At 72.8% G+C, this 26,606-nt stretch carries 25 protein-coding genes and 1 tRNA gene; 18 read left to right on the top strand and 8 right to left on the bottom strand.

All coding sequences use genetic code 11. The annotated features are described in order from the left end of the window. The first annotated feature begins 23 nt into the window (after positions 1 to 23). Positions 24 to 1,373 (top strand): D-inositol-3-phosphate glycosyltransferase, encoded by a 1,350-nt coding sequence (gene mshA, locus ACZ56L_RS07140; protein ID WP_401754718.1) that lies wholly within the window; start codon positions 24 to 26, stop codon positions 1,371 to 1,373. Beyond that, positions 1,366 to 1,878, top strand: coding sequence for a type III secretion system chaperone family protein (locus tag ACZ56L_RS07145; RefSeq protein WP_345221409.1), 513 nt, complete (start codon positions 1,366 to 1,368; stop codon positions 1,876 to 1,878). The genes mshA and ACZ56L_RS07145 overlap by 8 nt, the downstream gene beginning before the upstream one ends. Before the next feature lie 148 nt (positions 1,879 to 2,026). On the opposite strand, the gene ACZ56L_RS07150 is transcribed toward ACZ56L_RS07145, so the two are convergent. Continuing rightward, a complete protein-coding gene (locus ACZ56L_RS07150; RefSeq protein WP_345221411.1) occupies positions 2,027 to 3,310 on the bottom strand; it encodes an MDR family MFS transporter in 1,284 nt (427 codons plus the stop codon). A 159-nt stretch (positions 3,311 to 3,469) separates the two neighbouring features. On the opposite strand from ACZ56L_RS07150, the gene ACZ56L_RS07155 reads away from it, so the two are divergent. Together ACZ56L_RS07155 and ACZ56L_RS07160 are read left to right on the top strand one after the other, a co-directional pair. Next, positions 3,470 to 4,231 (top strand): phosphoglyceromutase, encoded by a 762-nt coding sequence (locus ACZ56L_RS07155; RefSeq protein WP_345221413.1) that lies wholly within the window; start codon positions 3,470 to 3,472, stop codon positions 4,229 to 4,231. A gap of 147 nt (positions 4,232 to 4,378) precedes the next feature. Next, positions 4,379 to 4,594 carry a hypothetical protein gene (locus ACZ56L_RS07160; RefSeq protein ID WP_468686538.1) on the top strand — a complete coding sequence of 72 codons (216 nt, stop codon included), beginning with the start codon at positions 4,379 to 4,381 and terminating at the stop codon, positions 4,592 to 4,594. Between the two features lie 185 nt (positions 4,595 to 4,779). Here the strand turns inward: ACZ56L_RS07160 and ACZ56L_RS07165 are convergent, their stop codons facing one another. Together ACZ56L_RS07165 and phoU are read right to left on the bottom strand one after the other, a co-directional pair. Then, a complete protein-coding gene (locus ACZ56L_RS07165; protein ID WP_345221418.1) occupies positions 4,780 to 4,929 on the bottom strand; it encodes a hypothetical protein in 150 nt (49 codons plus the stop codon). A gap of 159 nt (positions 4,930 to 5,088) precedes the next feature. Continuing rightward, positions 5,089 to 5,769: a phosphate signaling complex protein PhoU gene (phoU, locus tag ACZ56L_RS07170; RefSeq protein WP_345221420.1), complete on the bottom strand. Its 681-nt coding sequence runs from the start codon at positions 5,767 to 5,769 to the stop codon at positions 5,089 to 5,091. Between the two features lie 231 nt (positions 5,770 to 6,000). Between phoU and phoR the strand changes: the two genes are divergently transcribed. Both phoR and phoP read left to right on the top strand, forming a co-directional pair. Further along, positions 6,001 to 7,317, top strand: a complete 1,317-nt coding sequence (gene phoR, locus ACZ56L_RS07175; RefSeq protein ID WP_345221423.1) for a two-component system sensor histidine kinase PhoR — start codon at positions 6,001 to 6,003, stop codon at positions 7,315 to 7,317. Then, positions 7,314 to 7,994 carry a two-component system response regulator PhoP gene (gene phoP, locus ACZ56L_RS07180; RefSeq protein ID WP_189822183.1) on the top strand — a complete coding sequence of 227 codons (681 nt, stop codon included), beginning with the start codon at positions 7,314 to 7,316 and terminating at the stop codon, positions 7,992 to 7,994. The genes phoR and phoP overlap by 4 nt, the downstream gene beginning before the upstream one ends. A 171-nt stretch (positions 7,995 to 8,165) precedes the next feature. Here phoP and ACZ56L_RS07185 read toward each other — a convergent pair whose 3' ends face one another. After that, positions 8,166 to 8,897 carry a copper chaperone PCu(A)C domain-containing protein gene (locus tag ACZ56L_RS07185; RefSeq protein WP_471062347.1) on the bottom strand — a complete coding sequence of 244 codons (732 nt, stop codon included), beginning with the start codon at positions 8,895 to 8,897 and terminating at the stop codon, positions 8,166 to 8,168. Positions 8,898 to 9,466: 569 nt separating this feature from the next. Here ACZ56L_RS07185 and ACZ56L_RS07190 point away from each other — a divergent pair. The 11 genes from ACZ56L_RS07190 to ACZ56L_RS07240 all read left to right on the top strand — a co-directional run bounded on the left by ACZ56L_RS07190 (position 9,467) and on the right by ACZ56L_RS07240 (position 21,918). Continuing rightward, entirely contained in the window at positions 9,467 to 9,949 is a 483-nt protein-coding gene (locus ACZ56L_RS07190) for a CarD family transcriptional regulator (protein WP_003953493.1), read from the top strand. A 278-nt stretch (positions 9,950 to 10,227) separates the two neighbouring features. Then, a complete protein-coding gene (gene ispD / locus ACZ56L_RS07195) occupies positions 10,228 to 11,052 on the top strand; it encodes a 2-C-methyl-D-erythritol 4-phosphate cytidylyltransferase (RefSeq protein ID WP_401754707.1) in 825 nt (274 codons plus the stop codon). Then, positions 11,042 to 11,539, top strand: a complete 498-nt coding sequence (ispF, locus tag ACZ56L_RS07200) for a 2-C-methyl-D-erythritol 2,4-cyclodiphosphate synthase (RefSeq protein ID WP_345221433.1) — start codon at positions 11,042 to 11,044, stop codon at positions 11,537 to 11,539. The genes ispD and ispF overlap by 11 nt, the downstream gene beginning before the upstream one ends. Before the next feature lie 100 nt (positions 11,540 to 11,639). Next, positions 11,640 to 12,215: a GNAT family N-acetyltransferase gene (locus ACZ56L_RS07205; protein WP_471062350.1), complete on the top strand. Its 576-nt coding sequence runs from the start codon at positions 11,640 to 11,642 to the stop codon at positions 12,213 to 12,215. 30 nt (positions 12,216 to 12,245) lie between these two features. Then, complete coding sequence (locus tag ACZ56L_RS07210; RefSeq protein ID WP_468686551.1) at positions 12,246 to 13,772, top strand: ABC transporter substrate-binding protein; 1,527 nt, start codon at positions 12,246 to 12,248, stop codon at positions 13,770 to 13,772. Further along, positions 13,769 to 15,535 (top strand): ABC transporter permease subunit, encoded by a 1,767-nt coding sequence (locus tag ACZ56L_RS07215; RefSeq protein ID WP_471062353.1) that lies wholly within the window; start codon positions 13,769 to 13,771, stop codon positions 15,533 to 15,535. The genes ACZ56L_RS07210 and ACZ56L_RS07215 overlap by 4 nt, the downstream gene beginning before the upstream one ends. Next, positions 15,532 to 17,061: an MFS transporter gene (locus ACZ56L_RS07220; protein ID WP_471062355.1), complete on the top strand. Its 1,530-nt coding sequence runs from the start codon at positions 15,532 to 15,534 to the stop codon at positions 17,059 to 17,061. Before ACZ56L_RS07215 ends, ACZ56L_RS07220 begins: the two co-directional genes overlap by 4 nt. 50 nt (positions 17,062 to 17,111) lie before the next feature. Further along, entirely contained in the window at positions 17,112 to 17,516 is a 405-nt protein-coding gene (locus tag ACZ56L_RS07225; RefSeq protein ID WP_345221440.1) for a PPOX class F420-dependent oxidoreductase, read from the top strand. Between the two features lie 82 nt (positions 17,517 to 17,598). Further along, positions 17,599 to 18,996 (top strand): cysteine--tRNA ligase, encoded by a 1,398-nt coding sequence (gene cysS / locus ACZ56L_RS07230; protein ID WP_345221442.1) that lies wholly within the window; start codon positions 17,599 to 17,601, stop codon positions 18,994 to 18,996. A gap of 131 nt (positions 18,997 to 19,127) precedes the next feature. Next, on the top strand, positions 19,128 to 20,084 hold the full coding sequence (gene rlmB / locus ACZ56L_RS07235) for a 23S rRNA (guanosine(2251)-2'-O)-methyltransferase RlmB (protein WP_345221444.1): 957 nt from the start codon (positions 19,128 to 19,130) through the stop codon (positions 20,082 to 20,084). Between the two features lie 166 nt (positions 20,085 to 20,250). After that, on the top strand, positions 20,251 to 21,918 hold the full coding sequence (locus ACZ56L_RS07240) for a DoxX family protein (RefSeq protein WP_471062357.1): 1,668 nt from the start codon (positions 20,251 to 20,253) through the stop codon (positions 21,916 to 21,918). 91 nt (positions 21,919 to 22,009) lie between these two features. On the opposite strand, the gene ACZ56L_RS07245 is transcribed toward ACZ56L_RS07240, so the two are convergent. The 3 genes from ACZ56L_RS07245 to ACZ56L_RS07255 form a co-directional block, all read right to left on the bottom strand. Next, the gene (locus tag ACZ56L_RS07245) at positions 22,010 to 22,762 is read right to left on the bottom strand and encodes a nucleotidyltransferase family protein (RefSeq protein ID WP_468686561.1); all 753 of its coding nucleotides are present in this window, start codon (positions 22,760 to 22,762) and stop codon (positions 22,010 to 22,012) included. Positions 22,763 to 22,855: 93 nt separating this feature from the next. After that, positions 22,856 to 23,272 carry a hypothetical protein gene (locus ACZ56L_RS07250; RefSeq protein ID WP_345221448.1) on the bottom strand — a complete coding sequence of 139 codons (417 nt, stop codon included), beginning with the start codon at positions 23,270 to 23,272 and terminating at the stop codon, positions 22,856 to 22,858. A 276-nt stretch (positions 23,273 to 23,548) separates the two neighbouring features. Next, positions 23,549 to 24,685, bottom strand: coding sequence for an ABC transporter ATP-binding protein (locus ACZ56L_RS07255; protein WP_345221450.1), 1,137 nt, complete (start codon positions 24,683 to 24,685; stop codon positions 23,549 to 23,551). Positions 24,686 to 24,868: 183 nt separating this feature from the next. Between ACZ56L_RS07255 and ACZ56L_RS07260 the strand changes: the two genes are divergently transcribed. Beyond that, positions 24,869 to 24,945, top strand: a tRNA-Thr gene (locus ACZ56L_RS07260). Positions 24,946 to 25,025: 80 nt separating this feature from the next. Here ACZ56L_RS07260 and ACZ56L_RS07265 read toward each other — a convergent pair. Further along, a complete protein-coding gene (locus ACZ56L_RS07265; RefSeq protein WP_471062360.1) occupies positions 25,026 to 26,432 on the bottom strand; it encodes an NAD(P)/FAD-dependent oxidoreductase in 1,407 nt (468 codons plus the stop codon). Positions 26,433 to 26,606: the final 174 nt, after the last annotated feature.

Below are 26,606 nucleotides of genomic sequence, written 5' to 3' on the forward strand. Positions count from 1 at the left end.
AGTCAGCCGAGAGGACCGTCGACGTGAGCCAGTACGTCTCCCGACTCACCGGCACACTGGCCGCGGCCACCCCGCCGCGCCTGCGGCTGCCCGGCACACCCCGCAAGCCGCGCCGCATCGCCATGCTCAGCGTGCACACCTCACCCCTGCACCAGCCCGGCACCGGCGACGCGGGCGGCATGAACGTCTACATCGTCGAGCTCGCCAAGCGCCTGGCCGCGATCAACATCGAGGTCGAGATCTTCACCCGCGCCACCACCGGCGGCCTGCCGCCCCGCGTGGAGCTCGCCCCCGGCGTCCTGGTCCGCCACGTCGACGCCGGACCGTACGAGGGCCTGGCCAAGGAGGAGCTGCCCGCCCAGCTCTGCGCCTTCACCCACGGCGTCATGCGGGCCTGGGCGGGCCAGCGCCCCGGCTACTACGACCTGGTCCACTCCCACTACTGGCTCTCCGGCCACGTCGGCTGGCTCGCCGCCGAGCGCTGGGGCGTGCCCCTGGTCCACGCCATGCACACCATGGCCAAGGTCAAGAACGCCTCCCTCGCCGAGGGCGACACCCCCGAGCCCGCCGCACGTGTCATCGGCGAGACCCAGATCGTCCGCGCCGCCGACCGCCTCATCGCGAACACCGCCGAGGAGGCCGACGAACTGGTCCGCTTCTACGAGGCCGACCCCGCCCGGGTCGCCGTCGTCCACCCGGGCGTCAACCTCGACCGGTTCCGCCCCGGCGACGGCCGGGCCGCCGCCCGTGCCCGCCTGGGCCTGCCGCAGGACGCCTTCATACCCCTCTTCGCGGGCCGCATCCAGCCCCTGAAGGCCCCCGACGTCCTGCTCCGGGCCGTGGCCGTCCTCCTCGCCGAGGACCCGAGCCTGCGCACCAAGCTGGTCGTCCCGGTGGTCGGCGGCCCCAGCGGCAGCGGCCTGGCCAAGCCCGAGAAGCTCCAGAAGCTCGCCGCGCGCCTGGGCATCGCCGACGTCGTCCGCTTCCGCCCGCCGGTCGGCCAGGACCGCCTCGCCGACTGGTTCCGCGCCGCCTCCGCCCTCGTCATGCCGTCCTACAGCGAGTCCTTCGGCCTGGTCGCCATCGAGGCCGAGGCCACCGGCACCCCGGTCGTCGCGGCGTCCGTCGGCGGCCTGCCGGTGGCCGTGCGCGACGAGAAGACCGGCTTCCTCATAGCGGGCCACGACCCGGCCGGGTACGCCCGGGCGCTGCGCCGGTTCATCGACCACCCCGAGCTGGTCGACACCATGGGCGCCGCCGCCGCCCGGCACGCGCAGGCCTTCGGCTGGGACACCGCCGCGGCGGCCACCGCGGACGTCTACACCGCGGCGGTGCACGAACACCGCCGTCACGTACGCTCGCACCATGGCTGACAAAGCTGAGCAGGCGGAGAAAGCGGCGCGGGACGTCCTCGAAGCGGTCCTGAAGGACGCCGGCCTGGAGTGGGAGAACCCCGCACCCGGCTCCTACGTCGTCACCCTCCCCGGCACCCGCAAGCTCTCCACCACGGTCTCCCTCATCGTCGGTCGGCACTCCCTCTCGCTGAACGCCTTCGTGATCCGCCACCCCGACGAGAACCACGAGGCCGTCCACCGCTGGCTCCTGGAGCGCAACCTCCGCCTGTACGGCGTGAGTTACGCCGTCGACTCCCTCGGCGACGTCTACCTCGCCGGGAAGCTCCCCCTCGCGGCCGTCACCCCCGACGAGATCGACCGCCTCCTCGGCTCGGTCCTGGAGGCCGCCGACGGCCCCTTCAACACCCTCCTGGAGCTGGGCTTCGCGTCCGCCATCCGCAAGGAGTACGCGTGGCGCGTCTCGCGCGGCGAGTCCACCCGCAACCTGGACGCCTTCGCCCACCTGACCCGGCCGCGCACCTGACACCGCCCTCGCTCTGCCCTGGCCGCCGTACGAGCCGGCCGGCCCGTGTGACGAACCCCGGCCGGACGGCCCGGGGCGTCCCGGACGGGTCTTCTCCACGGGCACTTCCCCGGGCGACTCCTCGCGTGCTGCCACCCGATACGAGGACCTACGCGGCCGGCGCGACCTCCCCCGCCTTCGCCGCCGCGCCGCCCTCCGGCACGGAGACCTGCTCCACCTCGGGCTCCGCGTCCGCCGGCAGCCCCCGCATCAGCAGCCAGTACCCGGCGGCCGCCACCATGCCGATCACCGCGCACGCGCCCCACAGCCACGCGCTGCCGAACCGGTCGATGACGTAACCGCCCAGCAGCGGGGCCGCCAGCGCCGCCACCGCCCAGGACATCGTGTACATCCCCTGGTAGCGCCCCCGCCCGTGCACCGGCGAGAGCCGCACCACGAGCCCGGTCTGGATGGGCGAGTTGACGATCTCGGCCAGGGTCCACACGCAGACGGTAAGGACGTACACCCCGAGCGACCCCGCGAAGGCGGTCAGCCCGAATCCGTACCCCGCGAGCAGGGACGACACGACCAGCAGCCGCCGCGGGTCCCGGTGCTCGATGAAGCGCGTGACCGGGATCTGGAGCGCCACGATGAGCACGCCGTTGACCGCGATCGCCGTCCCGAAGTCCGAACTGGAGAACCCGTCCGTCCCCATCGCCACCGGCAGTGCCACGTACCCCTGCTGGAAGATCAGCGCCACCAGGAACGACAGCCCCACCACGCTCATGAAGCGCCCGTCGCGCAGTACGGTTCCGAGCCCGACGCCCGCCTCGTCCGCCTTCTGCTGGACCGTGCGCTCGGGCCGCGACTCCGGCAGCTTCACGAAGACGACGACCGCGCACACCAGCGTCATGGCGGCCTCGATGAGGAAACCGGCCCGGTAGCTGTACTCGGCGAGGAACCCGGCGCCCGTCGAGGAGATCGCGAACCCCAGGTTGATCGCCCAGTAGTTGAGCGAGAAGGCCCGCACCCGGTCCGCCGGCTTCACGATGTCGGCCATCATCGCCTGCACGGCCGGCCGCGAGGCGTTGGACGCCATGCCGACCAGGAACGCGACCCCGGCGATGGCGACCGGATGCTCCATGAACCCGAGCAGCGCCACCGACAGCGCCGTCGACACCTGCGCGACCAGCATGGTGGGCCGCCGCCCGAGCCGGTCCGCCATGACCCCGGCCACCAGCGACGACACCACCCCGCCGAGCCCGTGCAGGGCGGCGACCAGTCCGGCGTAGGTGGCCGAGTACCCCCGGTCCAGCGTCAGGTACAGCGCCATGAACGTGGCGACGAACGCCCCCATCCGGTTCACCAGCGTGCTCGTCCAGAGCCACCAGAACTCCCGGGGGAGCCCCGAGACGCTCTCGCGCACGGCGCGCCGCAGACCTGTCGCGGACATGGACATCCCCCCGGATGCAAGTGGTGTAAGTGGCTCGGCAAGTAACCGAACCTTACGTAAGCCCGTCTCCGGCCCGCCATTCATTTGACGCGGACCGTCAATCCATCCCCGCGCGCCCGCACGCGCGAGGTTCCCGGAATGTCCATTAGGCTCGTACGCATGGCCGACGCACCGTACAAGCTGATCCTCCTCCGCCACGGCGAGAGCGAGTGGAACGCGAAGAACCTGTTCACCGGCTGGGTGGACGTCAACCTCACCGACAAGGGCGAGAAGGAAGCAGTGCGGGGCGGTGAGCTGCTGACCGCCGCCGGTCTCCTCCCGGACGTGCTGCACACCTCCCTCCAGAAGCGCGCCATCCGCACCGCGCAGCTCGCGCTGGAGGCCGCGGACCGCCACTGGATCCCGGTCCACCGGAGCTGGCGCCTGAACGAGCGCCACTACGGCGCCCTCCAGGGCAAGGACAAGGCGCAGACGCTCGCCGAGTTCGGCGAGGAGCAGTTCATGCTGTGGCGCCGCTCGTACGACACCCCGCCGCCGGTCCTGGAGGACGGCACGGAGTTCTCGCAGTCGGACGACCCCCGCTACGCGACCATCCCCTCCGAGCTGCGCCCCCGCACGGAGTGCCTCAAGGACGTCGTCGAGCGCATGCTGCCGTACTGGTACGACGGCATCGTCCCGGACCTCCTGGACGGCAAGACCGTGCTGGTCGCCGCCCACGGCAACAGCCTCCGCGGCCTGGTCAAGCACCTCGACGGCATCTCCGACGAGGACATCTCCGGCCTGAACATCCCCACCGGCATCCCGCTCTACTACGAGCTCGACGCCGACTTCCGCCCGCTCACCAAGGGCGGCAAGTACCTCGACCCGGACGCGGCCGCCGCGGCCATCGAGGCGGTCAAGAACCAGGGCAAGAAGAAGTAGCCCCCTCCCGTACGCGAGGAGCCCCCGGCCGCGGAAGTCCGCGGCCGGGGGCTCCTCGCCGTTCCGGGGGCGTGGCCGGCCGTACTGAAACCGTCGGGGGCGGGTACGCGGGTGCGGCGGTGGTCGTCGTCGGAGGGGAGCAGCCGGATGAGCCCGGAACCCGAGTACCGGCAGTGGCTGCACGGCCAGTTGCGGATGGCCGTGTGGATCGCCGGGGCCCTGGCCGCGTGCGGACTGGTCGGGTTGTTCCTGTCCGCCCTGGGCGTCCCCGACGCGGTGACCTGGCCCGCCGCCGCCGGAGCCGCCGTGGGCGGCGGGTGGGCGGCCGACCGGTGGCGGCGACGCCGTGAGGAGCGGGACTGAGGCGGTCCGGCAGGGCGTTACGGACGTGACGAGGACACCGCGCCGCCGCGCGCGTGACATGACGAGGACACCGCGCCGCCGCCGACGCCCGTGACATGACGAGGACACCGCGCCGCCGCCGGCGCGCGCGACATGACGAGGGCCCGCCCGTGGCAGGCGGGCCCTCCGTGCGTACCGCGTGACGGTCAGCCGCAGCAGCCGCCGCACTGGCACGGCGCGCCGGACTGGCAGCCGCAGCCGCAGCCCGAGCCGCAGCCGCAGGCGCCGAGCAGCGGCAGGCGGGTCACTTCCCCCGGCTCGGGCGGGGTGTCGGTCGTGGCGGGGGTGTCGGCCATGGGATCTCCTCGGGTGCTCGATGGATCACTGGCCCGATGCCCGAAGGCACGGCAGGAGAGACGGGCGGTCTCCCCCCACCCATTGCATGCCCGATGGGCGGGCGCATCAACAGCGCGCGGAAGCACGGGTGTCGACGTGTCCTGCACGGGCTCGTCCGGTCACGCCTGTGCGGTGTTCTCCTGCGCCGCCTGGACGTCGTCCGCGTGCTCGCCCGTCACCAGGTACACGACGCGCTTGGCGACCGAGACCGCGTGGTCGGCGAAGCGCTCGTAGTAGCGGCCGAGGAGGGTGACGTCGACGGCGGTCTCGATGCCGTGCTTCCAGCGGTCGTCCATCAGGTGCGTGAAGAGCGTGCGGTGCAGCAGGTCCATCTCGTCGTCGTCCTGCTCCAACTGGAGGGCCAGGTCGACGTCCTTGGTGATGATGACCTCCGCCGCCTTCGCCATCAGGCGCTGGGCGAGCTGGCCCATCTCCAGGATGGTCGCGTGCAGGTCGTTGGGCACGGCCGTGGCCGGGAAGCGCAGCCGGGCCAGCTTCGCCACGTGCTGGGCGAGGTCGCCCGAACGCTCCAGGTCGGCGCTCATGCGCAGCGAGGTGACGACGATGCGCAGGTCGGTGGCGACCGGCTGCTGGCGGGCCAGCAGGGCGATCGCGCGCGCCTCCAGGTCGTGCTGGAGGTCGTCGACCTTCTGGTCGGCCGCGATGACGCTCTCCGCGAGCTTCAGGTCGGCGTCCAGCATGGCGGTCGTGGCGCGCCCTATCGCAGAGCCGACCAGGCGGGCCATCTCGACCAGGTCCTCACCGATCGAGTCCAGTTCCTCGTGGTACGCGTCCCGCATGGGGGTTCCTGCTTTCTGAGAGCGGCGCGCTCCACTGCGGAGCGGGCCGGTGTCTTCCGGGGGCTGGCGGGGCTCCGGTCCCCACCCTCCCACCATCCGTCCGATACGCGTCCGGTTCCGGCCGCCGAAGTGAACCACCCCCATCCCCTTGGTGAACTCTGGGCGACGAACGTTCGAGGCCGCACCCATTCGCTTGGGGCAGTGTCGGTGACCAGGCATAACCTTGTGCACATGGACGTGAACGCGGCAGTGGCCGCAGCAGCAGCGATAGCCGGTCTGTGCACCGGCATCATCGCCATGCTGGCGTTCCGCTGGAGCGAACGCGAACAGAAGCGTCCCACCCGCGCCGCCGTGCGCCCCGAGGTGAACGCCACGCTGCCGCCGGGAGTGGACACCGTCCTCTCCGTGCTCCGCTCCTCCGCGGTGGTGCTCGACGAGAGCGACAACGTGGTGAAGGCCAGCTCGGCGGCGTACGCCCTGGGCCTGGTCCGAGGCGGAAAGCTGGCGGTCGAGCCGATGATCCACATGGCCCGCGACACCCGACGCGACGGGGAGATACGCCAGGTCGAGCTGGACCTGCCGCGCCGCGGCACCGGCCGCGGCGAGGCGCTCGCGGTGTCCGCCCGGGTCGCGCCACTGGGTTCGCGGCTCGTGCTGCTCCTGGTGGAGGACCTCACCGAGGCCCGTCGCATCGAAGCGGTGCGCCGCGACTTCGTCGCGAACGTGAGCCACGAGCTGAAGACCCCGGTGGGGGCGCTGTCCCTGCTGTCGGAGGCCGTCATGGACGCCTCCGACGACCCGGAGGCGGTGACCCGGTTCGCCGGCCGCATGCAGATCGAGGCGACCCGCCTGACCTCCCTGGTCCAGGAGCTGATCGACCTCTCCCGGGTGCAGAACGACGACCCGCTGGAGGACTCCGAACCGGTACGGGTGGACGAGCTGGTCGCCGAGGCCATCGACCGCAGCCGCCAGACGGCCTCCACCAAGCAGATCGCCATGCAGGCCGGCGGCACCTCCGGCCTGCACGTCTGGGGCAACCGCGGCCAGCTCGCCGCCGCCCTCGGCAACCTGGTGGAGAACGCCGTCAACTACAGCCCGGCCGGCACCAAGGTCGCCGTCGCCGCCCGCCGGGTGCCCGCCGTCGGCGGCGACCTCATAGAGATAGCCGTCACCGACCAGGGCATCGGCATCTCCGAACGCGACCGCGACCGCGTCTTCGAGCGGTTCTACCGCGTCGACCCGGCCCGCTCCCGCGCCACCGGAGGCACCGGCCTGGGCCTGGCCATCGTCAAACACGTCGCCGCCTCGCACGGCGGCGAGGTCACCGTGTGGAGCTCCGAGGGACAGGGCTCCACCTTCACCCTGCGGCTGCCCGAAGCGGGCTCCGTCCGCGAGACCAGGGTGGAGCACACCCCCGGCCGTCCCCTCGTCGGGCCCGGGGACGCCGACGCGGTCGAGGGCTTCGACGACGAAGCCCCGGCCGCCGCCGACCCCGCGCACAAGACCCCCATCCGTGAGATCACCCCTGCCCCGGAGGTCCTTCCGTGACCCGAGTGCTCGTCGTCGAGGATGAGGAATCCTTCAGCGACGCCCTGTCCTACATGCTCCGCAAGGAGGGCTTCGAGGTCGCGATCGCGGCGACCGGCCCCGACGGCCTCGACGAGTTCGAGCGCAACGGCGCCGACCTCGTCCTCCTGGACCTCATGCTGCCCGGCCTGCCCGGCACCGAGGTCTGCCGCCAGCTCCGGGTGCGCTCCAACGTCCCCGTGATCATGGTGACCGCCAAGGACAGCGAGATCGACAAGGTCGTCGGCCTGGAGATAGGGGCCGACGACTACGTCACCAAGCCCTTCTCCTCCCGCGAGCTGATCGCCCGCATCCGCGCCGTCCTGCGCCGCCGGGGCGAACCGGAGGAGGTCACCCCGGCCGCCCTGGAGGCCGGTCCGGTACGGATGGACGTCGACCGGCACGTCGTCACCGTCGCCGGGGCCAAGATCGACCTCCCCCTCAAGGAGTTCGACCTGCTCGAGATGCTGCTGCGCAACGCGGGCCGCGTGCTGACCCGCATGCAGCTCATCGACCGGGTCTGGGGCGCGGACTACGTCGGCGACACCAAGACCCTCGACGTCCACGTCAAGCGCCTGCGGGCCAAGATCGAGCCGGACCCGGGCGCCCCGCGCTACCTGGTCACGGTGCGGGGCCTGGGCTACAAGTTCGAGCCGTAAACCGCTGCACGCGCATGACCGCCGGGTGCGTACGACCGCCGGGCGCGTACGACTTCCGTGCGCCTGCCACCGCCGCACGCGCACCGCGTACCGCGTACCGCGTACGACGAGGGGCCCCGCCGGAATCCGATTCCGGCGGGGCCCCTCGTCGTACGGACGGCTGCGGCGGCGTCAGCGAGCCGTGCCCGCGCCGGTGGCCGCGCCGTTGGCCGGCGGAGTGTTCTTCGCGGCGCCGTTCTTCGCCGGGGTGCCCGAGGGCGAACCGGCGGGCGTGCCGGTCGGGGCGCCGGAGGCCGGGGTGCCCGAGGGCGAGCCGGTCGGGGACGGGGTGCCGGACGGGGCGGCCGGGACCTTGTCCGGGCCGAAGCCCTCGAAGTGGCCGACGGCCGGGACGACGAACGCCTTCAGCGTCACGTCGCCGGTCTCGCTGAAGGAGAAGGTGACCGGCTGTGCCTTGCCGAGCTGGGGGCCCTCGGCCTCACTGCCGTTCGCGACGACGGCGGAGGCGTTGTCCTTGCCGCCGATGATCACGGAACCGCCGGCCGGCACGGTGATCGGGCCGGGCTTGCCGCCCTGCGCCTTGCCGGAGGTGAGCTTCACCTGGGCGGCGGAGTCGCCGAGCTTGACGGAGTCCAGGGTCTGCGGCTTGTCGCCGTCGTTGAAGACGGTCGCGGAGACCACGGCGTCGCCCTTGCCGGCCTTCTTGGTCTTCTCGTCCAGCGGCTGGGTGATCACCAGCGCGTTCTGGATCTTGATCTGTCCGTTGTCGACGGAGATCGCGGCGTTGTCCGGCTTGACTTGCAGGGTCTGTGCGTCGTTGCCGGCGCCACATGCGGCGAGCGAGACGATCGAGAACGCGAGGGCGGTGGCGGCGAGGGTGCCGCGTCGAAGGCTGCGGCTCACGGCGGCGGCAACTCCTTGGACGTTACGGACGGGGGGACTTGATTCCGGCTTAGGTTATCGACTCGCCGACCCGCCTCCGCACCCGACCCGCCCCCCGCGCCGGTCGGCGTGCCGGGGCGGTCCCGATCGGCCCCGGCGGTCGCCGTCCCCGCGCGGCCGCGAACGGCTGGCGGAATTCGTACAGCGTTCAATGGCGGGATATTGCCCACGGAATTGATCAAGGGGACCGTGATCAATTCGGGATTGGCGCGCAGTGGGCGGGGAGCCGGCCCGCATTGCCGCCGGACGGGTGATCGATCTCCGAACGGAGTAGGTGAAGTTCACCTCGTGGAACCCGGCAAACCGGGACTTTCGGGCGCTCCGCAGGGCTCTGTGGTGCGCGTAACGTACACGTTTCTCGTCGCCCGCACAGCCGCTCCCACCTGCGAATACCGTCTTCCGGAAGGCCTCCGCAGCACGTTCCTGTCGTAGTTGTCAAGCCCCGAGATATGCCCTGACCTGCGGAAACGCCATTCAGAACAAGCAGTTTCCGTGTTACTCTGGATAGCCACGGAAGGGGTACCTGTCACATGACGTTCAAGGTTGGCGACACCGTGGTCTATCCCCATCACGGGGCCGCGCTGATCGAGGCCATTGAGACTCGTCAGATCAAAGGCGTGGACAAGACCTACTTGGTGCTCAAGGTCGCCCAGGGCGACTTGACTGTTCGTGTGCCTGCGGACAATGCGGAGTTCGTCGGTGTACGCGATGTGGTCGGCCAGGACGGGCTGGACCGGGTCTTCGAGGTGCTGCGCGCACCGTACGCGGAAGAGCCCACGAACTGGTCCCGTCGTTACAAGGCGAATCTGGAGAAGCTCGCTTCGGGCGACGTGATCAAGGTCGCCGAGGTAGTGCGCGACCTGTGGCGTCGTGAGCGCGAGCGCGGTCTCTCCGCCGGCGAGAAGCGCATGCTCGCGAAGGCACGCCAGATCCTGGTGAGCGAGCTGGCGCTCGCGGAGAACACCAATGAGGACAAGGCCGAGGCCCTGCTGGACGAGGTTCTCGCGTCGTAACCGTTTGTTCACGTGCCCGGCTGCACCCGGGTGCGTGCGTTGATGGTGTGAGTGATGCCGTGGTGCCCGGCGACCGACTGTGTCCGCAGTCGGCCGTTCGGACACCGCGGCATTCTTCTTTCTACGTTCCCCGCGCCTGATCCCGCATGCGGTTTTTTTCGCGCTGCCGATGCGCCGCCCCGTCCGACTGTCACGGAAGGGGTCCGGTCAGGGCGTCGCGCCCGGCTCGCTGTGGCCATACCCATGGGGGACGAGGACACAAACCTCCGGAGTAGTCCATGACAGTCGAACACCCCTCTGCGCCCTCCGAAAGCCCCCGCGAGAGCCCCGCCGCGAGCTCCGCGGACACCGCCGCGAACCCCGCGCGCCCCACCCGCACCGCGGCCGTCATCCCGGCCGCCGGCCGTGGTGTCCGCCTGGGCCCCGGCGCCCCCAAGGCGCTCCGTACCCTCAACGGAACCCCCATGCTGGTGCACGCCGTGCGCGCGATGGCCGCCTCCCGGTACGTCTCCCTGGTGGTCGTGGTGGCCCCCGCCGACGGTGCGGGCGAGGTCAAGAGCCTGCTCGACGAGTACGAGCACGCGCTGCCCGAGCGCACCGAGTTCCTGGTCGTGCCCGGCGGCGACACCCGCCAGGAGTCCGTGCGGCTGGGTCTGGAGGCGCTGCCGGACGACATCGCCGCCGTACTGGTGCACGACGCGGCACGGCCGCTCGTCCCGGTGGACACCGTGGACGCGGTCGTCGAGGCGGTACGCGACGGGGCCGTCGCCGTGGTGCCCGCGCTGCCGCTCGCCGACACCGTCAAGCAGGTCGAGCCGAGGCCGCACGGCACGCCGGAACCGGTCGTCGCGACGCCCGAGCGGGCGCTGCTGCGGGCCGTGCAGACGCCGCAGGGCTTCGACCGCGCCGTGCTGGCGCACGCCCACGCGACCGTCCCCGCCGCCGGGGACGGGGCCACGGACTGCGCCGGTATGGTCGAGCGGCTCGGCCGGCCGGTCGTGGTGGTGCCCGGGCACGAAGAGGCGTTCAAGGTGACCCGGCCGCTGGACCTGGTGCTGGCCGAGGCGGTACTCGCACGGAGGAGGGCCAACGATGGCTTCTGAGGACAACAGGCCGGTCATGCCGCTGGTCGGCATCGGGACCGACATCCACGCCTTCGAGCGCGGCCGCGAACTGTGGTGCGCCGGACTGCACTGGCCGGACGAGGAGTTCGGGCTGGCCGGGCACTCGGACGCGGACGTCGTCGCCCACGCCGCCTGCGACGCGCTGTTCTCCGCCGCCGGGGTCGGCGACCTCGGGGCGCACTTCGGGACGGGGCGCCCGGAGTGGGCGGGCGCGTCCGGGGTGACGCTGCTCACCGAGGCGGCCCGGATCGTACGGGCCGAGGGCTTCGAGATCGGGAACGTCGCCGTGCAGGTCGTGGGCGTACGGCCCAAGATCGGCAAGCGGCGCGAGGAGGCCCAGAAGGTGCTGAGCGCGGCGGTCGGCGCACCGGTCTCGGTGTCCGGGACGACCAGTGACGGGCTCGGGCTCACCGGGCGCGCCGAGGGTCTCGCGGCGATCGCCACGGCGCTGGTCCACCGCGCCTGAGGCCGCGTGCCCGGTGCGGCTGAACCTCCCGTTCCGCTCTTGCGCACGCCTTGCACGTACGCTGGTACGGCAAGGCGTGCGACAGGAGTGGAGGCCGACGGTGACGGTGGCGACCGAGGTCAGGACCGGCGTCCCCGCCGGATACGTGCTGCGGCCCGCGACCCCCGAGGACGTCGGCGGGGCCCGCGCCGTCATGCTGGACACCGTCTACCGCGACCTGGGGTCCGGGTACGTCCCGCGCTGGCACGCGGACATCATCGACCCCGACGGAACGTATCTGCGCCCCGAGCGGCGCACCCTCCTGGTGGTCGAGAAGGACGGCGGGATCGTCGCCACCGGAGCCGTCCGCGACCAGGGGCCCCAGGCGCCGCCCAATCCGGAATGGGTCGCCGAGCGCTTCCCGTCCGGGACCACCGCCCAGTTGTGCCGGATCTACGTCCGCCCGGAACACCGGCGGCACGGGCTCGCCCGCGCGCTGGTGAGTGAACTGTGCGACTTTGTCGTCAAGGCCGGCGGGTACGAGGCGGTCTATCTGCACACCGACCCCGCCGTTCCGGGCGCCGAGCCGTTCTGGCGCTCGCTGGCGACCGAGGTCTGCGACGAGCGGAAGCTGCCCGGCGGGGGGCAGGGCATCGTCCACTTCGAGCTGCCCGTCGCGGAGATCGCCGCCCGCTAGGTGACAATCGTTTTCAGGTAGGGTCGTGACATGTCCTCGATACGCCGTCGTGCCGCGCTGCCCCTCGCAGCGACCGCCGCCACGCTCGCCCTGACCGTCACGGCCTGCGGAGGCGGTGGTTCCGGAAGTGCGACGGGCTCGGGGGACGGCGGACGGCTGCGGGTCTCGCTCGCCTTTCCGCCCGCGCAGGCCATGTCCCCGTACGGCGACGACGCCGTGACCCTCAGCCGTCTCGCGGTCGTCGAGGGGCTCACCGCGCTCGGCAGGAACGGCGAGGCGCTGCCCGCGCTGGCCACCGGGTGGAAGCCCGACGGCGACAGGGCCTGGACCTTCACCCTCCGTAAGGCCGTCTTCCAGGACGGCAAGCCGGTCGACGCCGAGTCCGTCGTGCGCGCGCTGGCCGCCGCCGAACAGGCCTCACCCAAGCCGCGCGTGCTCAGCGACACGGACATCGAGGCCGAGGCCGTCGTCTCCGGCGGCGCCCAGACCGTACGCATCACGACGAAGACCGCCGACCCGCTGCTGCCCCAGCGCCTGGCGAACCCCTCGCTGGCGATCCTGTCGGCGGGCGCGTACGGCGGCGGCAAGGTGAACCCCGCCGGGCACGCCACCGGCCCGTTCACCCTGACCGAGCTCAACGGCGCCGTCAGCGCGACCCTGACCAGGAACGACTCCTACTGGGGCACGAAGGCCAAGGCCCCCGGCGTCGATGTGAAGTTCGTCGCCGACGGCAAGGCGCGGGCCAACGCCCTGCGCGCCGGGCAGACCGACATCGCCGAGTACGTGCCCGTCTCGCAGGCCTCCCTGCTGGACGAGGGGCAGGTCCGCGAGGTGCCCACCGCGCGCACCAACAGCCTGTACCTCAACACCCGGAAGGGCCCCTTCGCGGACGCCGCGCTGCGGGCCGCCGCCCGCACCGCCGTCGACAGCAAGGCGCTGGTCGAGGGCGTGTACGAGGGCCGGGCCGACACCGCGCAGGGCCTCTTCGGGCCGGGCGTCGGCTGGGCGGCGAAGCAGCGCGTGCCCGTCGCGGACCGGACCGCCCCCGCACCGAAGGACGAGGTCACGGCCGCCGGCGAGATCGTCCTCGCCACCTACACCAACCGGCCCGAGCTGCCCGAGGTCGCCACGGCCGTGCAGCAGCAGTGGGAGAAGGCGGGCTTCCGGGTCCGCCAGGTGGTCCGGGACTACGCGCAGATGGAGGCCGACGCGCTCGGCGGGAAGTTCGACGCGTTCATCCTGCCGCGCAACACCCTGCTCGACACCGGCGACCCGTCCTCGTACCTGGCCAGCGACTTCACCTGCGCCGGGTCCTTCAACATCGCCCAGCTCTGCGACAAGCAGGTCGACGCGGCCGTCGCCGCGACCGTCTCCGCCGCCGGGACCCCGGACCGGCAGGCCGCCGAGATGAAGGCCGAGGCGGCCGTGCTGCGCACGGACGCGGTGGTTCCGCTGGTGCACGAGCGGTTCGTGCAGGGCGTCGGCAAGGGCGTCGAGGGCGTCTCGCTCGACCCGACGGAGCGGACGCTGGTCACCGCCGACACGCGCATCGGATGAGGCTGGGAGGGCTCGCCGGGAGGGCCGCCGCCCTCGTCGGCATGGTGCTGGCCGTCGGGCTGCTGCCCTGGCTGACCAGGAACGATCCGGCTCTGACCATCCTGCACGCGCGGTACGCCGACCGGCCGCCGACCCCCGGGGTGCTCGCCGCGATCCGCGCGGAGACCGGCCTCGACGGCGGTCCGCCGCAGGTGCTGGGCGACTGGCTGGGCGGGGTCGCGCACGGGGACTTCGGGGTGTCGTGGGTGTCGGGCGCGCCCGTCGGCCCGGACGTGACGGCCGCCCTCGGGGTCTCCCTGACCCTGATGGGCTGTTCGCTGCTGGTGGCCGTGGTGCTGGCGGGGCTGCTGTGCCTGCGGACGCTGCGGCTCGGGGCGCGGCGCGGGCTCGTCCGGGCGCGGGCGGGCGTGCTCGGGGCGGCGCTCGCCGCGCTGCCGGAGTTCCTGGTCGCGGCGGTGCTGGCGACGGTCTTCGCCGTGCAGGCGGGGTGGTTCCCCGCGGTGGGCTGGGGGACCTTCTCCTCGGCCGTCCTCCCCGCCGTCGCCATGGGCGTCCCGGCGGGCGCGCTGCTCGGGCGGCTGCTGGACGACGCGCTGCCGGCGGCCTTCGCGGAGCCCTGGGCGCGGGCGGCCGCGGCCCGCGGCATTCCCGGCGCCCGGGTGGCGCGGCACGCCCTGCGCCGGACGCTGCCCGGGGTGCTGCCGCAGTTCGGGTTCGTGGTGGTCGGGCTGACGGGCGGGGCGGTCGCGGTGGAGACCCTCTTCGCGATTCCGGGTCTCGGCGGCACCGCGCTGAGCGCCGCCCTGGCCCAGGACCTGCCGGTGCTTCAGGCGGCCGTGCTGGTGCTGCTGTTGCTCGGGGTGGCGGCGGGACTCGTGGTGCGGGGGCTCGGGCGGCTGCTCCTCGGGCCCGCGCTGCGGGACGGTGCGCTGCCGACGCTGGTCAGGCCCCGGCTCGCGGCGGGGCGGGCGGTGCGGTGGGGGGCCGTGCTGGTGACGCTGGTGTTCGTGGGGGTGGTGGTGGCGGGGCTGCTGCGGGACCCGTACGCCATCGACGTGACGGCCCGGCTGGCGGGGCCCGGGGCCGGGCATCCCCTCGGCACGGACTCGCTCGGCCGCGACACGCTGGCCCGGCTCGGGCACGGGGCGGGACGGACGGTGCTGGCGGCGCTGGCGGTCTCCGCGGTGACACTGGTGATCGGGGTGCTGGTGGGACTGGTCCCCGGGGCCGGGGGCTTCACCGAGATGGTCAACGCGCTGCCCGCGATCGTCGCGGGCCTGGTGGTCGCGGGCGTCGCGGGCCCGGGCGCGGTGGCGGCCGCGGTCGCGGTGTCGGTGGTGGCCTGGGCGCCGCTGGCCGCGCACACCCGGGCGCTGTACGAGCAGGAACGGGCCGCTCCGCATGTGGCGGCGGCCCGGGCGGCGGGGGCCGGGCCCGGGTGGGTGCTGCGCTACCACATCCTGCCGGGGGTGCTGCCGGGGGTCGTCCGGCACGCGGTGCTGCGCGTTCCGGCGCTCGCCCTGGCCCTCGCCTCGCTGAGCTTCCTCGGACTGGGTGCGGCGCCGCCGGCCCCCGAGTGGGGGCGGATGCTGGCCGAGAACATGCCGTACGCGGAACGGGCGCCGTGGGCGGTGCTGGGACCTGCGGGGGCGCTGGTGGCGCTGGGGACGGGGGCGGTGCTGTGGGCGGCGGTCGTGGGAGGCGGACGGCGCGGGCGGTCGTCCACAGCTGTGGACGAAGGGGTCGCGGAGGTACGGGTGTGAGGGGGCCGGACGGGGGCGGCTGCGGCGGGGCCGGGGCGGGCCCGGACCCCGGCGGCCCCGACGAGAGGGCGGCGACCGGCGCCGGGGCGGGCCGGAGGGCGGCGTCCGGGCGGGCCGGGAGCGGGCGGGGCCGCCCTCTCGCCCGCCCGTTCCGCCCCCTGGGGGCGGCCCTGTCGCCCAAGGGGGCGGGGGGAGCGTCGCCCAAGGGGACGGGGGAGCCCAAGGGGACGGGGACGGCGGGGAAGGCGGCCCCGTCGCCCGAGAGGACCGGGGCGGAGGGGACCGCCCCGGCGCCCCGGGGCCGGTGGCGGGTGTTCCGGGAGGTGCGGGGGCTGCCGGCGTACCTGCGGCTTCTGGTGGGGACGCAGCTCGCGTTCAACGTGGGGTTCTTCGCCGTGCTGCCGTACCTGGCGCAGCATCTCGGCACGGTGCTCGGAATGGCCGGGTGGGCGGTCGGGTTCGTGCTGGGGCTGCGCACCTTCAGCCAGCAGGGGCTGTTCGTCGTCGGCGGGGCCCTCACCGACCGGTACGGGCCGAGGCCCGTGGTGCTGGTGGGGTGCGTGCTGCGGATCGCCGGGTTCGGCTGGCTGGCGTTCGCGGGGGAGACGGCGACCGTGGTCGGGGCCGTCCTGCTGATCGGGTTCGCGGCGGCGCTGTTCTCGCCCGCCGTCGAGTCGGAGACCGCGCGGGAGGCCGTGCGGTTCGAGGCGGCGACCGGGACGCCCCGGGCCCAGGTGCTGGCCGTGTTCTCGGCGGCCGGGCAGGCGGGCGCGTTCCTCGGGCCGCTGCTGGGGTCCCTGCTGCTGGGGGCCGGGTTCCGGGCGGTCTGTCTGGCGGGGGCCGCGGTGTTCGTGGCCGTGCTGGCCGGGCACTGGCGGCTGATGCCCGCCCGCGAAGGGGCGCACGAGCGGGAGCACCGGCGGGGCGGGGTGCGGGCGCTGCTGGCCGGCCCCGGCTTCGCCGTCGTGTGCCTGGCGTACGGCTCCTACCTCGTCGCGTACAACCAGCTCTACCTCTCCCTGCCCGCCGAGGTGGAGCGGGCGACCGGCTCGCAGGCCGCGCTCGGGTGGCTGTTCGCGCTGTCCTCGCTGCTGGTGGTGTCCGTGCAGCTTCCCGTCACCCGGTGGGCGGGCCGGCGGCTGGGACTGCGTACCGCGCTGGTCAGCGGGCTGTGCGTGGTGGGGGCCGGGTTCCTCGGCGTCGCCGCCTCCGTGCCCCTGCGCCTCACCGGGGCCGCCGGACTGCTTCCCGGCGCGTTCCTCGTCGTCGCCGTCACGCTCGGGCAGATGCTGCTCGTGCCCGCCGCCCGCGCCCTCGTGCCCGACCTCGTCGACGACCGGCACCTCGGACTCGCCATGGGGGCGCTGTCCTCCGTGTCGGGGCTGGTCGTGCTGGTGGGGAGCTCCGCCACCGGCACGCTGACGGCCGGCGGGGGCGTGGTCCTGTGGAGCGTCCTGGCCGCCGTGCCACTGGCCGGAGCGCTTCTCGCGCGCTGCCTCCGCCATGGGGAGCGGGCGACCGGGTAGACGTAGAGAGGCCAAGCCGTACCCGTGACCCCCGGAAGGACGCGAACACCGTGACCGCCGCACTCAGCGACCAGCTCAAGGCACTCCTCGACACCCCCGTCTTCATCTCCGTCGCCACCATCCAGCCCGACGGCAGCCCCCAGGTCTCACCGGTCTGGGTGAAGCGGGACGGGGACGACGTGCTGTTCTCGACGACGCTCGGCAGGCGGAAGGAGAAGAACCTGCGGCGCGACCCCCGCGTCACCGTCCTCCTCCAGCCCTTCGACGCCCCCTACTCCTACGCCGAGATCCGCGGCACCGCCGAGCTGACGACCGAGGGCGGTCAGGAGCTCATCGACGAGCTGTCCGTGAAGTACACCGGCAAGAAGTACGCCGAGTTCAACCCGACCGCCGTCGACGACACCGAGCGCGTCGTCGTCCGCGTGCGGGCCCGCAAGGTCGTCGGCAACATCTGACGGGCGCCCCGGCCCGTGTCCCGCCGGGCCTCCGCGCGGGGTACGGGCCCGTGGCACGGCAAACACTCAGTACCCTTGAGAGGTGACTATTCGCCTGTACGACACCAGCGCCCGGCAGACGCGTGACTTCACCCCGCTCGTCCCGGGCTGTGTCTCGATCTACCTGTGTGGCGCCACCGTGCAGGCCGCCCCGCACATCGGGCACATCCGGTCGGGACTGAACTTCGACATCATGCGGCGGTGGTTCGCCCACCGCGGCTACGACGTGACCTTCGTCCGCAACGTCACCGACATCGACGACAAGATCATCGCGAAGTCGGCCGAGCAGGACCGCCCGTGGTGGGCCATCGGCTACGAGAACGAGCGCGTCTTCAACGACGGCTACACCGCTCTCGGCTGCCTGCCGCCCACCTACGAGCCCCGCGCCACCGGTCACATCACCGAGATGGTCGAGATGATGCAGGGCCTGATCGAGCGCGGGCACGCGTACGAGGCCGACGGCAGCGTCTACTTCGACGTCCGCTCGTACGACGGCTACCTGGAGCTCTCCAACCAGGAGCTCGACGGACTGCGCCAGCCCGCCGAGGAGGGCATCACCGGCAAGCGCGACCCCCGCGACTTCGCCATGTGGAAGGCCGTCAAGCCGGGCGAGCCCAGCTGGGCGTCCCCCTGGGGCCGCGGCCGTCCCGGCTGGCACCTGGAGTGCTCGGCCATGGCGCACAAGTACCTCGGCCGGGCCTTCGACGTCCACGGCGGCGGCATCGACCTGATCTTCCCGCACCACGAGAACGAGATCGCCCAGGCCAAGGCGTTCGGCGACGACTTCGCGAACTTCTGGGTGCACAACCACTGGGTGACGATGGCCGGCGAGAAGATGGCCAAGTCCCTCGGGAACTCGGTCCTCGTCTCCGAGATGGTCAAGACCTGGCGGCCGATCGTGCTGCGCTACTACCTCGGCACCCCGCACTACCGCTCCGCCATCGAGTACAGCGAGGAGGCCCTGCGCGAGGCGGAGTCCGCCTTCGCGCGCATCGAGGGCTTCGTGCAGCGCGTGGTGGAGAAGGCGGGGCCGGTCCAGCCCGCCGCCGAGGTGCCCCCGGCGTTCGCGGAGGCCATGGACGACGACCTCGGCGTCCCGCAGGCCCTCGCGATCATCCACACCACCGTCCGCCAGGGGAACTCCGCCCTCGCCGCCGACGACAAGGAAGCCGCGGTGGCCCGCCTCGCCGAGGTCCGTGCCATGCTCGGTGTCCTGGGCCTGGACCCGCTCGACCCGCACTGGGCCGGCGAGTCCGACCGCGGCGAGGACCTGCACGGGGTCGTCGACACCCTCGTACGGCTCGTCCTCGACCAGCGCCAGTCCGCGCGCGAGCGCAAGGACTGGGCGGCGGCCGACGCCATCCGCGACCAGCTCCAGCAGACGGGCCTGGTCATCGAGGACAGCCCGGCCGGACCGAGGTGGACGCTCGGGCCCCGCTAGGGGCTGTCCCAGGGCTTACCGACGTGCCGCCCGGGCTCCCGGGCGGCACACTTCATTGACGTACACACGAACGACGCATAGACGATCTGCATCACCATGTGGATCGCCGGATCCACAGGAAACAGGTAGTCATGGCCGGCAACAGCCAGCGCAGGAACCGACGCACGTCCAACAAGAAGGGCATGCAGGTCGGCAGCGGCGGGCAGCGCCGCAAGGGTCTCGAGGGCAGGGGCCCGACCCCGAAGGCGGAGGACCGCAAGAAGCACAAGGCGAACCGTCTCGCCACCGCCAAGGCCAAGCACGCCCAGGCCCGCCGCCCCGCCCCGCGCCGCGGCGGCGCCAAGGGCACCTCGGAGATGGTCGTCGGCCGCAACCCGGTCTACGAGGCCCTGCGCGACGGCGTCCCCGCCATCACGCTCTACATCCAGCAGTACATCGACAACGACGAGCGGGTCCGCGAGATCCTCCAGCTCGCCGGCGAGCGCGGCAAGATCAACCTCATGGAGGCGCCGCGCGCCGAGCTGGACCGGATGACCAACGGCCTCAACCACCAGGGCGTCGTCCTCCAGGTCCCGCCGTACGAGTACGCCCACCCGCAGGACCTGCTGGACGCGGCGTACGACAACCACGAGGAGCCCCTGGTCGTCGCGCTGGACGGCGTGACCGACCCGCGCAACCTCGGCGCGATCATCCGCTCCACCTCCGCCTTCGGCGGCCACGGCGTCGTCGTGCCCGAGCGGCGCGCGGCCGGCATGACCGCCGGCGCGTGGAAGTCCTCCGCCGGCACCGCCGCCCGCACCCCCGTCTCGCGCGTCACCAACCTGACCCGCGCGCTGGAGGAGTACAAGAAGGCCGGTGTCACGGTCGTCGGCCTCGCCGCCGACGGCGAGCACAAGGTCGAGGACCTGGAGCAGCTCGCGGGCCCGGTCTGCATCGTCATCGGCGGCGAGGGCAAGGGCCTGGGCCGCCTGGTCGGCGAGACCTGCGACTACCGGGTGCGGATCTCGATGCCGGGCGGCGCGGAGTCGCTGAACGCCGGTGTCGCGGCCGGGATCGTCCTGTACGAGACGGCGCGTCGCCGGAAGTAGCGCGTCCGGTCGTGCCGAGGGCCCCGGATTCCGTCCGGGGCCCTTCTCGTCCACCTGTGGTGACCTGCGGTGTCGGCGGGAACGGGGCGAGATCGTGTCAGTTTGACGGGTCTCGGACAGATCGAAGGCGTCAAGGCAGTGTCCTCAACACACTTCACTCGGTTAGATGAGTGTGGACACCAGAACACCCGGGTTCGACGATCAGCCCGCACTGAGCATGGTCAAGGTGCCCTGCGACCCGGCGCAGGTCATCGTCAACCACGCCAGCTTCCGCGTGCAGCTCGCCCCGAGCCAGAGCGCGCGCCCCACCGTGGTGCGGGGTGCTCTGGACGACCGGACGGCGAGGATCCCCGCGCTCAGCGGGGCGGGAGCCCTCAGCGGGGCGGGAGCGGCCGTCGGAGCGGCGGCGGGCGCGGCGGCCGGACGCCGCCGGACGCCCGTCGTGTGGACGGGCAGGTCCGAGCCGGGCGACCCCGGCGCGGGCGGACTCCTCCAGGCCGTGCGCGACTCGACCGCGACCCGCCCCCTCGACGCGTCCGACGACCTCGACGCCGGGGCGACCCAGCTCATCCCGCGCGTCGGGCCGCCGGGGCGGCTCCCCGACGACACCATGCAGACCCCGGCCGTCGCCGGCGCGACGGGCGAGCCCCCCCGGATGCTGCCCCGCATGCGGCAGGCCGAGGGCGCGTACGACACGTACGAGACCGACGAGGAAGTCCCGTACGAGGACGAGGACGAGAGGCCGGACGAGCGCGCCGACGGGCGCTCGCGGCACTCCTTCTACCCCGACCGGCGGATGAACCTCGGCGTGGTGCTGCTGCCGCTGCGCGTCTTCCTCGGCTTCATCTCCATCTACGCGGGCATGGGCAAGCTCTGCGACCCCGTCTTCTTCGACGGCGGCGAGCGCGGCTCCATGGTCAAGTGGCTCAACGCGCTGCACCCGTGGCCGCTCGCCGAGCCGCTGCGCGACTTCGCGCTCCAGCACCCGGTGGGCGCGGGGCTCAGCGTGGCCTTCCTCCAGGTCATCGTGGGCGTGCTCACCGTGCTGGGGCTGTGGCAGCGGGTCGCGGCGGTCGTCGGGACGCTGCTGTCGGCGGCGCTGCTGCTGACCGTGAGCTGGAAGAGCGTCCCGGCCTACGACGCGCCGGACATCATCTACCTCGCCGCCTGGTCGCCGCTGATCATCGCGGGCGCTCCGGTCTACTCGATGGACTCCCGGCTCACGGGCGAGGCCTGGCGGACGCTGGGCCCGCGCAGCGAGGTGTGGGAGCTGCGGCGGCGGGTGCTGCGGCGCGGCTTCCTGATGGTCACGCTGGTCGTCGGCCTCACCCTGCTGGTCGGCTCGGTGCTCGGCGGAGCGGTCCGCTCGGCGGAGGTCGTCGTGCCCGGACCCGAGGACGACCCGGCGAACCACCTGCCCGGCCGTCCGCTCCCCAAGGAGCCCGGCGTCCAGCGCACCCCCAAGACCCCGGAGCGCAAGGCGCCCAGGCCCTCGGCCTCCGCCTCGGTCAAGCCGTCGGCGAGGCCCAGCACGTCGGCCGGTCCGCGGGCCACGGCCACCGCGGGCACGACCGCGGGCCCGAGCCGGAAGCAGGGTTCCACGGGCCGCACGCCCACCCGGAACACCCCCCCGGCGGCGAGCACCGCCGGTCCGACCGCCACGGCGGGACCGTCCTCCAGCGGCGGCGGCACCGCCTCCGGTGGCGGCAGCACCGGCGATTCGAGCACCGGCGGGTCCTCCTCGGGCGGCTCGTCCTCGGGCGGCGGCTCCAACGGCGGCAGCTCCGGCGGCGGTTCGGGTGCGGACAAGGTGATCGGCGGACTGCTCGGGTAGGCCGACAGGCGTACGCACGGCTGAACGGAGGGGCCCGGCACCGCGATGGTGCCGGGCCCCTCCCGCATGCGTGCGTGCGTGCGTGGGAGCCTCAACCCCGCTGGGCGGCCAGCTCCTTGGCGGCCTCGGTGAGGTCCTTCGCGGTGTCGATGGCACGCCAGTAGGCGCCCTGCGGGATCGGGTAGCCGGCCAGGCTGCGGGAGCGGGCCAGGCGGGGGAACGTGGTGCGCTCGTGGTCGCCGAGGTCGGGCAGCAGGGCGGTGAAGGCGGCGGAGAAGACGTACACGCCCGCGTTGATGAGGTACGGCGAGGGCGGCGACTCGATGAAGTCGGTGACGTTGCCGAAGGTGTCCGTCTCGACGGCGCCCCACGGGATGCGCGGTCGGGCCAGGGCCAGGGTGGCGGTGGCGTCGCGCTCGGCGTGGAAGGCGGCCATGTCGCGCAGGGAGAACCGGGTCCAGATGTCGCCGTTGGCGGCGTACCAGGGCTGTCCGGGTTCGGGGAGGTGCTGCGCCGCGTGCTTCAGGCCGCCTCCCCGGCCCAGGGGCTCCGTCTCGACCACCGTCGTGACGCGCAGGGGGAGTTCGGAGGCCCGGTCGGCGAGCCAGTCCTGGAGGACCTCGGCGAGGTGGCCGCAGGAGACGACGGCGTCAGTGACGCCCTCGGCGGCGAGCCAGGACAGCTGATGGCCGATGATCGGGGTTCCGGTGCCGGGAATCTCGACCATCGGCTTGGGGCGGTCGTCGGTGTACGGGCGCAGTCGCGAGCCCTGGCCACCGGCCAGGACGACGGCCTGCGTCGGTACGGCGGACGTCGCGGTGAGGGGGCTGGGGGTGGGGGTCATGCAGGGGACGATATGCGGCGCGCGGGGCGCCGCCGGCGAGGGGCAGGACTGTCAGCTCTGTCGGTCGTGTCCGGGTCCGTGGTCTCGGGCGGGTCAGGGGCGGTGGTTCGCGACGCCGGAGGCGAAGGAGGTGTCGCAGACGGGCCGCGAGTACGACTGGGCGCGGGTCGGGCCGTAGTGCGTGACGGCGGCGCGGCCGAGGGCGCGGGCGATGTTCATGCAGTGCTTGGCGAGGGACGGGCGGCGCTCGACCTCGCGCTGGAGGTGGGTGAGGGCCGTTCCGGGGTCCTTCTCCTGAAGTTCCACCAGAAGCCGGTCGCGCAGAATATCCTGCGGGGCACGGGACTTGGCCTGCTGGGAGACACCTTCGGCGGATGCGGTGAGCATCTGGGACTCGGGAGTGCCGGCGACCCACGGGACGCGGGTGACGGCCAGGGTCCCGGAGAGAACCAGGACGACGGGCAGGACGAGGGCGAGGGTTCGGCCGATACGGCGTGCTGAGTGGGTCACGCGAGTGAGCGTAGCGGCCGGTGACGATTTGGCGACATTCAGTCACCCTCATGGGGGATGGTTCGATGTCCTTTTTCGAATGAGGGGTTGACGTACGGGGCTCGAAATGCCCAGTGTGCCGGGGTATTTCGAGTGGGTGGCGGCTAAACGTGGGACGGGACGCGCTTGGGGAAGCGCGTGGGCGGGGTGACGGGTCGGCGGTCCGGTGAGGCGGTGGCACACATGCGGAAGGGCCCCGCAGTCCGGTGCGGGGCCCTTCCGTGTGCGGTGCGGGAATCAGTCGCTGAGACGCTCGCCGGTCTTGGTCGAGAAGACGTGCAGCTCGCCCGGACGCGGGACGACGTGCAGCTCGGTGCCCTTGTCCGGGACGGCGCGGCCGTTGACGCGGACGACGAGGTCCTTGTGCTCGCCGCCGACCTCGGCGGAGCCGTACACGTAACCGTCGGCGCCCAGTTCCTCGACGACGTTGACGGAGACGGCGAGGCCCGCCGGGGCGTCGCCGGAGTCCTTCGTCAGGGTCTTCGCGGCCTCGCCGCCGTGCTCGACGATGTCGAAGTGCTCGGGGCGCACGCCGACCGTGACGGTGGTGTCGCCCTTGTCGGCGGCGGCGCTGAGCGCCTCGCGGGAGACCGGGACGACGCTGTTGCCGAACTTCACGCCGCCGTCGGTGATCGGGACCTCGACCAGGTTCATGGCCGGGGAGCCGATGAAGCCGGCGACGAAGAGGTTGGCCGGGCGGTCGTACATGTTGCGCGGCGAGTCGACCTGCTGGAGCAGGCCGTCCTTCAGCACGGCCACCCGGTCGCCCATGGTCATGGCCTCGACCTGGTCGTGCGTGACGTACACGGTGGTGATGCCCAGGCGGCGCTGGAGGCTCGCGATCTGCGTACGGGTCGAGACGCGGAGCTTGGCGTCGAGGTTCGACAGCGGCTCGTCCATGAGGAAGACCTGCGGCTCGCGCACGATGGCGCGGCCCATCGCGACACGCTGGCGCTGACCGCCGGAGAGGGCCTTCGGCTTGCGGTCGAGGTACTCGGTGAGGTCGAGGATCTTCGCGGCCTCCTCGACCTTCTTGCGGATCTCGGCCTTGTTCACGCCCGCGATCTTCAGGGCGAAGCCCATGTTGTCGGCGACGGACATGTGCGGGTAGAGCGCGTAGTTCTGGAACACCATGGCGATGTCCCGGTCCTTCGGCGGCAGGTGGGTGACGTCGCGGTCGCCGATGCGGATCGCACCGCCGTTGACGTCCTCCAGGCCCGCGAGCATGCGCAGGGAGGTGGACTTCCCGCAGCCGGACGGGCCGACGAGGACGAGGAACTCGCCGTCCTCGATCGCGATCTCGAGCTGGTCCACGGCGGGCTTGGTGGAGCCCGGGTAGATGCGGGTGGCCTTGTCGAACGTGACTGTCGCCATGGCGATGCGTCTCCTTCACCGGCAGGAACGTGCCGGACGATCCGAGTAAGGGAGTGAAGTGGTCTGGTCCAATGTGCGGGACCGGGTGTGACGCTACCCGGGCGGCGGGCATCTGTCAGTAGTCCTGGCCCGGGAAATCCGCTGTCCACGGGGACGGCCGGTCCGGTTAGACTGCTGCTGCATGCCTCCTTAGCTCAGCTGGCCAGAGCAACGCACTTGTAATGCGTAGGTCATCGGTTCGAATCCGATAGGGGGCTCCACCTGGGAAATCACCCCGCACGGCTGCCGTGCGGGGTGATTTCTTTCTGCGAAGAGGCGCTGCCTTCGCGCCCTCGGGCCCTCAGCGGCCCGCGATGCGGTTGGCGAGGGTGGCGATGGGGTGGGTGGTGGCGGTGCGGGCGGTGAGTTCGCGGCGGTCGGCCTCGCGGTAGGCGGCGTACAGGGTCTGGACGCCGAGCCAGCGGAAGGGTTCGGGTTCCCACTTGCGGACCCGGTGGCCGACCCAGGGGAGGGTCGTGAGGGCGGTGGCGGCGCCCTGGCCGGAGTCCTGGAGGAGGAGGTCGCGCAGGGTGCGGGCGGCGAGGTTGGCGGTGGCGACGCCCGAGCCGACGTAGCCGCCGGCCCAGCCCAGGCCGGTCGAGCGGTCCAGGGTGACGGTGGCGCACCAGTCGCGGGGGACGCCGAGGACGCCGGACCAGGCGTGGGCGATGCCGGTGCCCGCGAGGGTGGGGAAGAAGCGGGTGAGGACCGCGCGGAGGGCGGCGACGGTCGCGGGCTGGGTGCGGCCGTCGTTGTCGGTGCGGGAGCCGAAGCGGTACGGGACGCCCCGGCCGCCGAGGGCGATGCGGTCGTCGGCGGTGCGCTGGGCGTACATGTAGGCGTGGGCCATGTCGCCGAGGTTCTCGCGGCCGTCCCAGCCGATGGTCTCCCAGAGGTGGGCGGGGACGGGATCGGTGACGATCATGGATGAGTTCATGGGGAGCCAGGAGCGCTTCTGGCCCTTGAGGTTCGGGGTGAAGCCCTCGGTGCAGCGCAGGACGTACGGGGCGCGGACCGTGCCGTAGGGGGTGCGGGCGCGCCGGGGCGCGATCTCGGTGACGGGCGTCGACTCGTGGATGGTCACGCCGAGGGCCTCGACCGTGTCGGCGAGGCCCGTGACGAGCTTGGCCGGGTGCAGACGGGCGCCGTGCGGGGTCCAGGTGGAGCCGACGGCGCCGGCGACCTTGACGCGGGCTGCGGTGTCGCGGGCGCCGAGGAGGACCCTGTCCTTCTCCCCGAAGGCGGTCTCGGTCGCGTGGAAGGCGCGCAGGCGGGTCAACTGGGCGGGGGTGTAGGCGACTTCGAGGACGCCGCCGCGGTGGATGTCGGCGTCGATGCCTTCCGCGGCGGCGGTGTCGACGACCTCGGTGACGGTGTCGTTCATGGCGTGCTGGAGGCGGGTGGCGGCCTCGCGGCCGTGCAGTCGGGCGTAGCGGTCGCGGCCCGCGATGCCGTTGTAGAGCCAGCCGCCGTTGCGCCCGGAGGCTCCGTAACCGCAGAACGCGGCTTCGAGGACGGTGATGTCGAGGTGGGGGGCGGCCTTCTTCAGGTAGTACGCCGTCCACAGGCCCGTGTAGCCGCCGCCGACGACGCACACGTCCGCGGTCGTGTCGCCGGGGAGGGGTTCGCGGGGGTCGGGTGTGCCGTGGTCGGCGTACCAGAAGGAGATGCCTCCGTTGGTGGTGCGGGAGGTGGGGGCGCTGCGCATGGTGGCCTTCGTCCTGTTCGGCGGTGGTGCCGGGACGCTAACGGGAGGGGGTGGGGGGCGCAATGGGCGTCGGGGGCGCGGTCGGGGGGTGCGGCTCGACGGTGTGTCGGGGGGTGGGGGAGGGGCCGGGGTGCGGATGTGCGGGCGCGACCTTGTGGGTGGCGGGGGCGTTGG

The sequence above is a fragment of the Streptomyces sp. NPDC039736 genome, assembly GCF_055596485.1.